Source organism: Sulfurimonas sp. (genome assembly GCF_050296975.1).
Lineage (GTDB): Bacteria > Campylobacterota > Campylobacteria > Campylobacterales > Sulfurimonadaceae > Sulfurimonas.
In genome coordinates, this window is record NZ_JBNKRX010000023.1 from 33085 (window position 1) to 45511 (window position 12427).

A 12427-nucleotide genomic window follows, 5' to 3' on the forward strand; every position below is an offset into this window, starting at 1 on the left:
ATGAAAAAACTGTTTTTTATTTTAACAACATTTATTTTAGTAAGTAGTTCATTTGCATATACAAAGTTTATCGATGCGCAACTACAAAACTATTATAAATTAAATGATGTAAACATCTCAGAAGATGAGATTAAGCAGACTATAGAAAATGAAGCTAAACTTTACCATGTGGCTTTACAAAATTTACTCTCAGATAAAACAAAATTTATCAAAGGGTATGAAAAATATGAAAAAGAGATGTTCTCTTTAGAAAAAGTTATCACAATCAATGAACGAGTTGGAAACTCCACAGCAGTATTGCGAGATGAGGTTAAACTAAAGTCATATCAGATTTTAAACTTACAAGGCAAAATGATTAAAGATATTGTTCTTGCTTTAGATCAGTCTAGTTTTGAAGCATATGAAACAAAACTTGCACAATATATAAATCAAAATCAAGAAGATGTAACCAAAATAAATAACACAAACTACAAAGAGTACCTCTCTTGGGAGCCAAATTCAAAAGTAGTTACACAGTTGCAAGAGAATATAAAAGAGTATTATGCAATTTTGGAACTCAATAAAGATTTAATTGTTTATTTGTTTAGGTTTAAAGATAAAATGTACCGATTAAACAAGTATGCAAATCTTCATTTGAGTCAAATCGCTTTTGAGATAGATTCTTTTGAAGTCATTAGGAGTATAAATTCAGCACTTGAAGAGTATGGCGTAGATATTATTAAACTTTTGATGATGATTTTCATAAGTGTTTTTGTTTACATTTTAAGAAAAATTACACTTATTTTTCTACAAAAAATCTTATATAAAATCCCTTTTTTAAGAGCATATGCAGAAAAAATCATTATCAAATTAGTGCGTCCAATCGATACACTTTTTGTTGTTATAAATATAAATCTACTTATATATCTTTACAATAATTTTAGTTCAGTAGAGTTTGTAGCAAGATCGTTTAACATCGTCTATGGACTTTATGGAAGTTATATCTTTTATATCATTGTAAACACAGTCGCAGCTATAAAACTAAGTTCACTTGATACTAGTAGTACAAATGTGAGAAAAGATGTTATCAATGTGAGTATTAAAATTGTAAACTTTATTATACTGATTATAGGTCTTTTACTTGCTCTGTATTTTGCCGGAGTTGATCTTACAGCGGTTCTTTCTGGTCTTGGAATTGGTGGTTTTGCTCTTGCATTTGCAGCTAAAGATACAATCTCAAACTTTTTTGGAACTATTTCAGTTTTATTTTCAGATGTTTTTTCTCAAGGAGATTGGATAGAGATAGAAAATAAAGAGGGTGTTGTTGTTGAGATAGGTTTACGTGTAACAACACTAAGAACATTTGATAATGCTTTGATTGCTATACCAAATGGTACTTTTGCATCCAAAGAGGTAAAAAACTGGAATAAAAGAAAAGTTGGTCGAAGAATCAAGATGAATATTGGTGTGAAATACAACTCTAAAGTTGAAAATATTCAAAATGCAGTAATACAAATACGAGAGATGTTACACAATCATCCAGATATCGCAACACCACATACAAAGTATGAATATATACATAGAGATATGACCAAGTTAGTTTCAAAGGAAGATTTAGAAGGTGTAAGAACAACACTGCTTGTGTATATGGATCAATTTTCTTCATCAAGCATAGATATATTGGTATATTGTTTTTCGAAATCTGTTGAGTGGGAAAATTGGCTTAAAACAAAAGAGGATGTAATGCAAAAAATTATGAAAATTTTAGAGCAAAACTCTTTAGAATTTGCGTTCCCATCACTCTCTGTGTATCAAGAAAAATAAATAATTTTGATTTTAGCATTTTATGCTAAGATTTGCACTTTCAAATAAAAACATAAAGAGAGAAAATGTTAAAGTTAAATGCAGGTCTTTGTGTTCGTTCACTCAGTGTTGAGAGTGAATGTAACAGATGTGAATTAGCTTGTCCAACAAATGCTATTAAAATGCAAGAGGGCAATACCTTACCAGCTATTAATTTTTCAGAGTGTGTATCATGTGGAGCTTGTGGGGCAGTGTGTCCAAGTGAAGCACTAGCACTTGATGAGTTTTCTCCTACAGAGTTTTTCTTTAACTTTATGCAAGAGCAAGATTCACTTATCTCTTGTAGAAAAAATGTCCCTTGTATTGCAGCACTGAGTGTTGAACATCTTATCTCACTAGCTGTATTAAAAAAAGAGCTTGTTTTTGATATGGGACATTGTGCTGAGTGTGAGATAGCTTCAACTTGCAAAAAACAAATAGAAGAGAGTTTTGAAGAGGTGTCATATATCTTAGAAGCGATAGAAAGTGATGCAGTTATCACAATGCAAGATGTGAAGTATGAAAATCAAAAGCAAACATATAAAGATAGAAGAGAGTTTTTAAATACGCTCAATCTAAAAACAGTTGCAAAGGCTCGAAAGTCATTTCAAGATGAGGTGCAAAAAGCAACAGATGAAATTGTTGAGCATAATCTACAAAAAACAGATATTGCACTTTTAAGAAAGAAGATCATCCCTGAAAAAAGAAAGATATTTTTTACCGCAATCAAAAGGGTTGAAAAACCATCAACTTTTCATGTTATAGATGCGACAGAAGTGAGTTTTACTTCGCAAAAGCTGATGAACGAAGAGACGTGTAGTGCATGTCAAATGTGTTACAGAGTTTGTCCAACAGGAGCACTAAGTTCTGATATGAAAAACTCTAAGATTGACTTTGATCCATTTGTATGTATCAAATGTAATATCTGTCATGATGTGTGTGAACCAAATGCTATAACACTTTCAAGCTCTTATAAAATCAAAGAGTTTTTTGAGCCGGAAGTTGTGAACTTGATCCGCTTCCAAGTAAAAAGATGTGATGAATGTGGTGCTGTTTTTAGTGCAAACTCAGATGACAAGTTGTGTCATAGATGCAAAATTGAGGATGAAGAAGCAAAAGCACTTTGGGGAATAAAATAGGATAAAGACAATGATGAATAATGACAATAAAATCTCTGTAGAGACAAAACTATTTGGTTATATTGGTGAACATGCAGGGGTGAGTAGATTTTGCGCACTTATAAACAAACTTTTTAAAGAAAATAGCGATGATGTAATGATAATTCCTATGAATATTCGCCCAGATGATTTGTACTTTACAGTGAGTAATATGAAAAACTCTCATGTTAATGGTGCAGTGATTTCAAGTGAGTATGTAACTGAAGTGGTAGAAATTCTTGACGATGCCTCATCATTAGTTAAACGCAGTGGGATGTGTGACATCATCTATAGAGAAGAAAACAAACTTAGAGGTTGCCTTTTCTCTATAAGAGTTTTGAGCGAACACTTAAAAGATATATATGCTTCAAAAATCGCAATCATTGGAACAAATCATTATTCAAAAGCATTCTCATTTTTAGCCTGTGGTTTTAATGTAAGTTATTTTAATGATAACCTTGAAGAGCTTTTGACATTTACTGAGGAAATTGAAATCAGTGATGCTGACATAAACAGAATAGCAACTGGAATGGAAGTTGATTTTTCTGGCTTTGATGCTGTGCTTGATTTTTCAGAGTTCAATGATCTCTCAATGGTTACACAACTTGCAAAAAATAACTTTGATATGAAAAACACAAAACAATTTTCAGCTCTTAAAAAACGTGCAAATGAACTAGGAAATAGTTATACAAGTTATGATGATTTGCTAGAAAAACTTACAAATAAAGCTTACAGTTTAATCAAATAGAAAGATTGTAATTTTGTTATATTTGTTGAATAAATAGCTATGTGGATAGACATGTATAAACACACTCAAATATTTTTAGTATTGGTTTTAATTATTTTATCTGGATGTTCACGGACAAATAAACTTCCAGCTGGTTCGGATATGCAAAAATTTGATTCTATTGTCTGGCAAAATGAGTCATCTATCAAGTCAAAGAATAATTCTATAAGCGCAAGAGAAAAAATGCTAAAAGACCTAGTGGAAAATGTCTTACCTAATAAAACAAAAAATGAGATTGAGGATTTACTTGGCAAGTCATTAGAAACAGTATACTTTAAATCAATTGATAAAGATATGGTTTATTACCTCGGACCACAAAGAGATAGTTTCATGAATATTGATTCGGAATGGCTTCTTATCTGGTTAGATGACTCTGGCAAGTTTAAAGATTATCGAGTAGTAAATGACTAAAGCACATTATAAATTATATAAAGGTTATAAGAAAAAGTGAGCTTCTCGATGAGAAGCTACTCCACATATTCTAGGGCTCCAATATCAAAATTTTCTTCTTGAGGACGAAGTGTTCCTAAAAAGTCCTGTAAAATGTTCTCATTGTTGCTAAAGTCAGCTGTAAAATCTTGCTGGTATGTCAAGTAACTGTCAGTTGCAGTATCGATTGCTAGGCTTCCAGAATTAAGTGAAAAATTCCCCTCACTAGTAGAGATGAATTGCGGATTGGCAATGAAATTACCATCACCATTAACCTGATTGTTAATCGATGAAGCTGTTGAATGTGTTTGACTATCATTTTGCAGTTTAATGATGCCTGACCCACCACTATTATAGAAAAGATTATTAGTGATTGTTACATTGTTCGCAGATTCTTCTTGATCATAAACAATCCAAGCAGTGGGACATTGTGCAAAAATATTGTTTTCGATAGTTGTAGTTAGCAATCCACCTTGCCAAGGACCACTGAGGCAGGTTGGAGTATCATAAATAGTATTGTGGGCGATGGTAACTGGACCTTCTCCAGATTTTTCCATTTGGATTCCATAAGCATCGACGTTATGAATAATGTTATTAATGAGATAACCATTCCAAACTTCTTCAATACGAATTCCATTTGCCGATGCGTAAACTTCATTGCCAATTGCCCAAAAATTTTGAGGAGCACCATCCGATCCGATGACAATTGAAGCACCATCTGAACCACTGCTTCCAGTTGTACAACCAGAGCTGTCATCATAGCAAAACTCAACACCTGCTTGAGTTGCTTGATGATTGTAAGCTATGTTAGATGAAAGGATGATATTTTCTCCATACTTAAAATCAAATCCATTTTCGCGGTTTCCATAGGCAGTATTATGACCTATGTAAATATTTCGTGGTGGGTTGTCGGAGCAACCATGACAAAACTGAATACCATCTCCACCATTATGATGAAATTGGCTATTTAGCACCCAGATATTCTCACTTCCTTTCACAATGGTAAGTCCATGTTTATCATCTCCTTGATGATGATGAGATATAATATTGGTCACTACAATATTATTTCCTCCTAAAGAAACACCATTTTGAAGATTAACATTTGATTGACCATCAATGTCAAGATTCCTAATGATAGCATTAGATAATTCAGAAGTAACCAGTCGTCCACCAACAATATCAAAACCTTCAAATAGAGCATAATTTCCACTCATTTGAATTTTAGTAACACTACTTCCACTCAATTTAGGGTTTCCAACACCATAAACGTATATAGGTTCATTTGCATTCCCATTAAAGACGAAAGATTTGTTTCCACTATAAGGACCACCATGTACCTCCACAACACTACCAGCTATAAGCTGTGTTGGAATTGATATCCGTGGCTTATCAGGATAACCATAGGTATTGCTACTGTCTGTAGCGTCAGGATGAGTGTTATCGATATAGTAGTATCCTACTGATTCTGTAGTTGGCCAATTTGTAGGGGTTGTAGGAATTGATGTATCAATACCATTGCCAAGTATTGACCCAAGAGATGGTTCGACAATTCCTACTGCTAAAGAGAAATTGTTGAGTGTACTTCTTTGAGTGGCTTCATTGGAATTTTCCCCTGTGCCACAACCTGAAAAAATAATAGTACTGATAAAAAAAGACATGAACAAAAGCTTAGATTGACATTTTAATCTTAACAAATTTCTAATTGACATAATAACCCTCTTAAGTGATTGCTTTTCATTTTAATATGTTTTTTTTAGATTGTCAATGGCTTCCTATTTAAATCGCTGGGAACCTAGTTTAATTAAAAAAGAGTAATTAGTTTTAAGTACCCTTGCCACAGCAGTGCAGATGAGATTCCTGCTGCAAAACCAGCGATGATGTCATCGCCCATTACTCCGATTCCACCTTTAGCTTCTCTATCAATTTTCCCAATGATTGAAGGTTTTGTAATGTCAAAGTATCTAAAAAGAGCAAAAGAAAGCAGTGCTTGGATTAAAAAACCATTTTCTAAAGTGAGAACTTGATCGAAGCCTACTTGTATAGCAGGGGCAACACTTAGTGCAAACCACATCCCTGCAAGTTCATCTATAACGATTTGTTGGTTATCATGGATACCTGAACTTTCTTCATAGTTGTTGATAACTTTAATAGCTATAACTGAGATTAAAAGAGTTGCTAAAAAAAGAGTACTTGCACCAAAGTAGATAAGTATAGCTATCCCAAATGGTAATGATACGAGAGTTCCAACAGTACCTGGTGCTTTTGGAGAGAGTCCACTGTATCCTAAGGTTAAAAAAAACCAATTCATTAAGTTCCTTATGTTAAAGAAGTTGTTTGATACAACTTCATAAGTTCAAGATAAAAATCTTTTTCTGTATGCTCTTCAAGCAAACCAGTTACAGGAAAAGTATCGTAGTAAAGTTTTTCAAGATTTTTAAATCTATTTGGAAACTGTTTTGAGAGAATAAACGATGATATCTCTTTACGGATAAGTACAGCTGGTGGTAAAAGACCATACTCTAAAAGCTCTAAAAGAGAGTCTGAATGGTATGAGATTTGATGATGTTGTCCGTGTGGGCATGTATTTTTACTCACAAGTGTACGACATTCATTACAGTATACATATTCACTTGCTACGGTGATCTCTAAGTCTATACCAGTTACTCTATCTACAATTGATTTGTTTGAGTTACAATCATAAAACATCCCAAGACCAGCATGATTTCGTCCAATTGTCAGTCTATCACATCCATAGTTTTTTGCAACAATAGCATCGATAATTATCTCATTGTATCCTGCAAAGATATAACTGTTTTCTAAAGGGACTATTAAAACTCTATTTTTAGGAAGATAGTTGTTTATAAAGTACTCTAAAGACTCTTTTCTAATCTCATAACTCAAATTTGCATTGTCATATGGTTTAAGCAAAAATATTACAAGTAAGTCGGTACCATCTAAAGTTTGACGAATAAGTTTTTCATGTGCACGGTGCAGAGGATTTGCTGCCATTACTAATGAGCTTACATGTTTTGCTTCTATAATCTCTTTAGCCTCTTTGATACGCTCTTTTGATTCGTTAAATGGATGATTGTGTAATTCATATTCACCGCAAATCGCAAAGTTTCCGAGTCTTTTTATAGTAGCTAAAACGCCTGGGTGGGAGAGATCATCTGTTCCATATATCTGTTTAACACGCTCTTTTGGATCAATTTTAAATACTTCATCAACTTTTAATGTTGCATATTCAACACCATCACAAAGAAGCACTATCTCTTCACCAACTTCTAAAGATTTGATAATTTCTTCGTTCTTTTTTCCTGAAGGTGCTAAGATAAATGGAAAAGGGAAAGTTTTACCATCAATGAGACCTGTACGCAGAACCTCTTGTGATTCTGCTTCACTCATCAGTTTTGTTACAGGGAGTAAAAGACCATCTTTTACAAGTTCTAGCGCAGAGGCTGCCTCTTTGTCAATATAAAGTGTTTTATTTTTTCTTGATGATGTCATATTTCTTTCGCTTCTCCCATAAGCTTTTACGACTGATACCTAATTTTTTTGAGAGTTCCGTGTCAGGATATTTATCTTGATAATTTAAAACAATGTATTTAACATAGTCTTCAATTGGTAATATTTCATTTTTGTCAAAAACATTACTTTCACTTTTGATCTCAATAACTTTATGTTGCACATCATCAATTTTATCTGTTGAAGATATGATTGCTTTTTTGTTGGCAATTAAATCACAAAAAGTTTTTTTATCAGTTTTTTTCAACGTTTGATAGTCAATAAGATAAATTATACTGTTTTGTGGGAGATTTTCTATCTCACTGAGTGCTTTTGGATCACTGAGTGTTACAAATTGTATAGGTAGGTTTTGTCTTCTAGCGTATTCAAAAGCAAAAGCATCTGCAAATTTTTGAAAATTTGAAGAGATAAAGAGTGGTAATTCAACATTTTCTAGACTAATTTCATTCTTTACACTTGCAAAAGCGTGGTCAAGATATTTTTCATATGCTTCATTTCGCTTTTTAAGTCTTTCGTAGTCTTGGTAATGATCTATCTTTCTAACCAACTCTTCGATCATAAAAGGTTTTAAGATGTAATCTTTTGCCCCAGCACTCAGTGGTTTTGAAACAGTATCATTACTGATATATGAAACCATTAAAATAACAATAGAGTTTTTAAATGTTTCAATAACAGGATTGAAATCTTGCCCATTAATATTTGTAGAAAGAAGAACCACATCATAATTGTTTCCTCTTATAGCATCTTTTGTAGAGGTACACATCTCACAAACATGACCGAGTTCACCAAGCTTTGTAGCTATACTTTGTGCTAAATACACTTCATTTTCAATAATTAATATCTTCAATTTAATTCATCCAATTAAAATATTTTAAATTTGCGTTTGACCAAACGCCAACACCTTCAGATCTACCTATAAATCCAAGTTTTTCAGTGGTTGTTGCTTTTATATTGACTTTTGATGTCTCAATTTGCATCACTGATGCAAGAGTTTTGCGCATTTGATCTTTATACTCTGCTAAACGTGGTGTTTGAGCTGCAATAGTTAGATCAACATTGACAATCAGATATCCAAAGTTATTGATCTTTGTCACAACATGATGTAATAGTTCTTTGGAATCTATCCCTTTATACTGTTCATCGTTGTCTGGAAACATCATACCAATATCTCCCATTCCTGCAGCTCCTAAAAGTGCATCTATTAAAGAATGGATTGCAACATCTCCATCACTATGTGCTTTAAATCCAAAATCAGATTCAATTTTTACACCACCAAGCCACATCTCACCTTGTGTATCAAATGCATGTACATCAAAACCATTTCCGCTCAAGATATCTGTTGTGGGTGGTTGTAAACAAGGAATCTTTTTCAGATCGTCAATATATGTAATCTTATGCGCATCTTCATCGCCTAAAATAAACTCTCTAGTACCTCCAGCAGCTACAATAGCACTACTTTCATCAGTAAACTCTTGGGATGTTTCTAGTGCCTTTCGTAAAACATCTGTCTTTGAGAGTTGAGGTGTTTGAACACGTTTAACTTTCTCTCTATCAATAGTTTCTTTTTCATACACTATAGTGTCTGTTGCTTGTAGGTAAGGGACAATACAGTCAGCATTACCTTTAGCATCTATGATAGTTGTCAAAAAAGAGGCATTTACACAAGAACGAGCAATATCACTTACTAAAACATACTCAGTTTGTACTTTTATAAGTGCATTTTTAAGTGATTGTTGCCTTGTGTCTCCACCAACTACAAACTCGTAAGAGGCATAGTTTTTCATAAAAACAAGGTCTTGCGCAGAACTAACAATAATAATTTGTGCAAAGTTTTGTAATTTTTCAAAACTTTGAGCAACGTAGTGCCATAAAGGTTTTTCACCTATACGTAACCATTGCTTCTTAACTTCCATCTCAAATCGAGTGGAGTTTCCAGCAGCAAGTAATACAAGTGTCAAATTTGACAATTTGTCTCCTGATCTATAAAAGTGTTACGAAATTATACACATCAAAAACTTTTTAAATCTTAAACAAGACGATTATTCCCCTCTTTTTACAAATTTTTTTAGGTTAAATTAACTTTATTTGACTATATTTCCAATATATAATGATGAAAAACTAGGAGAGGCTATGAGATCTTCATGGATAAAAGAGCGTGAAAATGATTCTGTTCGTACACAGATGTATTACGCTAAAAAAGGCATAATCACACCAGAGATGGACTATGTCGCAAAAATCGAAGATTTATCTCCTGAATTAGTTCGTAGTGAAATAGCACGTGGAAGGCTAATAATTCCAGCAAACGTGAATCATACTTCATTAGAACCGATGGCGATAGGTCTAGCAGCAAGATGTAAGATCAATGCAAATATTGGCTCATCTGCAATAGCTTCAGATATTCAAGGCGAAATAGAAAAAGTGCAAGTATCGCAACATTATAAAGCTGATACGGCAATGGATCTTTCAACTGGTGGTGATCTTGACGAAATTAGAAAAGCGGTTATTGAAAACTCTAAGATACCAATAGGTACAGTGCCGATTTATCAGATTCTTCATGATGTAAATAATAAAATTGAAGACTTAAGTATAGATGTAATGCTTGAAGTATTAGAGCGTCAGGCACAACAAGGTGTTTCATATTTTACAATTCACGCAGGTTTCTTACTTGAAACAATGCCAAAAGTTGCAAAACGTAAGATGGGAATTGTATCTCGTGGTGGATCATTGATGGCTGCATGGATGATGCACTACCATAGAGAAAACCCGTTTTATACAGCTTTTGATGAGATATTAGATATTTGTCGTAAATATGATGTTTCGCTTTCACTTGGGGATTCTTTACGTCCAGGTTGTTTAGCTGATGCTTCAGATGATGCACAGTTAGGTGAGTTAAAAGTTCTAGGGGAACTTACACTTCGTGCTTGGGAAAAAGATGTTCAAGTTATGATTGAGGGTCCTGGACACGTTCCACTCAATCAGATTGAGCGTAATATGAAAATCCAGCGTGAATATTGTCATGAGGCTCCTTTTTATATCTTAGGACCACTGGTAACTGACATCGCGGCAGGATATGATCATATCTCTTCTGCTATTGGTGCTGCTGTTGGTGGATGGCATGGTGCATCTATGCTTTGTTATGTAACACCAAAAGAGCATTTAGGGCTTCCAAATGCACAGGATGTTCGTGAAGGTATTATCGCATATAAAATTGCTGCTCATGCTGCTGACATTGCACGTGGACGTAAAGGTGCTCGTGATATAGATGATGCGATGAGTGATGCACGTTATGCATTTGACTGGGAAAAACAGTTTGAACTTGCACTTGATAGTGAACGTGCACGTGAGTACCATGATGAAACCCTTCCTCAAGATGTATTTAAAGAGGCGGAGTTTTGTTCTATGTGTGGACCTAAATTTTGTTCTTATAAAATTACACAAAACATTATGGAAAATCCAGAAGCTATTGCAAAAATCGCCGAAGAAGCGAAATTAGCGGAAGCTCATTAAAAATTTTAGAAAAGGAAAATATATAACAATGAATGAAGAAATTGTAAAATCAGCACTTTCAAAAGTTATGTATCCAGGTTTTGCCAAAGATATCGTAACTTTTGGATTTGTAAAAGATATTGTAATTAATGGTTCAGATGTAAGTTGTACTATAGATATAACTTCATCAGCTCCAGAAGTAGCTGCTCAAATTACAGATGAAGCTACAACAGAGTTAAAAAGAGTAGGGGCAGCAAATGTTGCTCTTAACATTAAAGCACCTGTAATGCCAAGAGAATCTTCTTCTCGTGGTAAAAATATCGCTCCACAAGTAAAGAACTTTTTGATGGTAAGTTCAGGTAAAGGTGGAGTTGGAAAATCAACTACATCTGTAAATATTGCAATCAGCTTAGCAAAAATGGGTAAAAAAGTGGGACTTCTTGATGCAGATATCTATGGTCCAAATGCTCCTCGTATGCTTGGTGTAAGTGATATTAAACCAGAAGTAAATGGAAATAAAGTACTTCCAATTAAAGCCTATGGTATTGAGATGATGTCTATGGGTTCACTTATGGAAGAGGGGCAATCTCTCATCTGGCGTGGTGCGATGATTATGAAAGCGATAGAGCAATTTTTACGTGATATCTTATGGTCAGAGTTAGATGTACTTGTTATCGATATGCCTCCAGGAACTGGTGATGCACAGCTTACTTTAGCGCAAAGTGTACCTGTAACTGCAGGTCTAACTGTAACTACGCCACAAACAGTTTCACTTGATGATTCTCGTCGCTCACTTGATATGTTCAAAAAATTACATATTCCAATTGCGGGTGTTATTGAAAATATGAGTGGTTTCATTGCACCAGATACGGGTGTTGAGTATGATATCTTTGGTAAAGGGACTTCTGAGCCGATGGCAACAGAGTTTGATACTACTGTGATTGCTGAAGTACCAATAGAACCAGCTATTAGAACTGGTGGTGATGAAGGTAAACCTGTAAGTTTTGTAGCACCTTCTAGTGAAAGTGCAAAACGTTATATGCAAGCTGCTGAATCTATCTGGGCATTTATTGAAAATATCAATGCTACAGGTGGTGTTGATAATGCGGCAGTACAACCAACTACACCTCCAGGTGTAAGTGCTTGTTCAACTTCTTCTAGCTCTTCTTCTGAGCAATCAGGGTGTGGTTGTCACTAAAAGTACAAGAAGTTATAGCTCGTT

Annotated in this window: 11 protein-coding genes; 6 read left to right on the forward strand and 5 right to left on the reverse strand. The window is 34.1% G+C overall.

Annotated features, from left to right (window positions below):
- The 4 genes from ACQY56_RS06400 to ACQY56_RS06415 all read left to right on the forward strand — a co-directional run bounded on the left by ACQY56_RS06400 (position 1) and on the right by ACQY56_RS06415 (position 4176).
- Entirely contained in the window at positions 1–1803 is a 1803-nt protein-coding gene (locus tag ACQY56_RS06400; protein ID WP_428737093.1) for a mechanosensitive ion channel domain-containing protein, read from the forward strand.
- Positions 1804–1868: 65 nt separating this feature from the next.
- Positions 1869–2960 (forward strand): NADH-quinone oxidoreductase subunit I, encoded by a 1092-nt coding sequence (locus tag ACQY56_RS06405; protein ID WP_428737094.1) that lies wholly within the window; start codon positions 1869–1871, stop codon positions 2958–2960.
- Between the two features lie 10 nt (positions 2961–2970).
- Positions 2971–3726, forward strand: coding sequence for a hypothetical protein (locus ACQY56_RS06410; RefSeq protein ID WP_428737095.1), 756 nt, complete (start codon positions 2971–2973; stop codon positions 3724–3726).
- Positions 3727–3777: 51 nt separating this feature from the next.
- Positions 3778–4176: a hypothetical protein gene (locus tag ACQY56_RS06415; protein ID WP_428737096.1), complete on the forward strand. Its 399-nt coding sequence runs from the start codon at positions 3778–3780 to the stop codon at positions 4174–4176.
- A gap of 56 nt (positions 4177–4232) precedes the next feature.
- On the opposite strand, the gene ACQY56_RS06420 is transcribed toward ACQY56_RS06415, so the two are convergent.
- The 5 genes from ACQY56_RS06420 to ACQY56_RS06440 all read right to left on the reverse strand — a co-directional run bounded on the left by ACQY56_RS06420 (position 4233) and on the right by ACQY56_RS06440 (position 9686).
- Positions 4233–5852 carry a right-handed parallel beta-helix repeat-containing protein gene (locus ACQY56_RS06420; protein WP_428737097.1) on the reverse strand — a complete coding sequence of 540 codons (1620 nt, stop codon included), beginning with the start codon at positions 5850–5852 and terminating at the stop codon, positions 4233–4235.
- 143 nt (positions 5853–5995) lie between these two features.
- Positions 5996–6502 carry a phosphatidylglycerophosphatase A family protein gene (locus ACQY56_RS06425; RefSeq protein ID WP_428737098.1) on the reverse strand — a complete coding sequence of 169 codons (507 nt, stop codon included), beginning with the start codon at positions 6500–6502 and terminating at the stop codon, positions 5996–5998.
- Between the two features lie 8 nt (positions 6503–6510).
- Positions 6511–7701 (reverse strand): sulfate adenylyltransferase, encoded by a 1191-nt coding sequence (locus ACQY56_RS06430; protein ID WP_428737099.1) that lies wholly within the window; start codon positions 7699–7701, stop codon positions 6511–6513.
- Complete coding sequence (locus ACQY56_RS06435; RefSeq protein ID WP_428737100.1) at positions 7679–8566, reverse strand: response regulator; 888 nt, start codon at positions 8564–8566, stop codon at positions 7679–7681. Before ACQY56_RS06435 ends, ACQY56_RS06430 begins: the two co-directional genes overlap by 23 nt.
- 1 nt (position 8567) lies before the next feature.
- Positions 8568–9686, reverse strand: a complete 1119-nt coding sequence (locus ACQY56_RS06440; RefSeq protein ID WP_428737101.1) for a bifunctional 2-C-methyl-D-erythritol 4-phosphate cytidylyltransferase/2-C-methyl-D-erythritol 2,4-cyclodiphosphate synthase — start codon at positions 9684–9686, stop codon at positions 8568–8570.
- A gap of 163 nt (positions 9687–9849) precedes the next feature.
- On the opposite strand from ACQY56_RS06440, the gene thiC reads away from it, so the two are divergent.
- Both thiC and ACQY56_RS06450 read left to right on the forward strand, forming a co-directional pair.
- A complete protein-coding gene (gene thiC, locus ACQY56_RS06445) occupies positions 9850–11226 on the forward strand; it encodes a phosphomethylpyrimidine synthase ThiC (RefSeq protein ID WP_428737102.1) in 1377 nt (458 codons plus the stop codon).
- Positions 11227–11254: 28 nt separating this feature from the next.
- Complete coding sequence (locus ACQY56_RS06450; RefSeq protein ID WP_428737103.1) at positions 11255–12403, forward strand: P-loop NTPase; 1149 nt, start codon at positions 11255–11257, stop codon at positions 12401–12403.
- Positions 12404–12427: the final 24 nt, after the last annotated feature.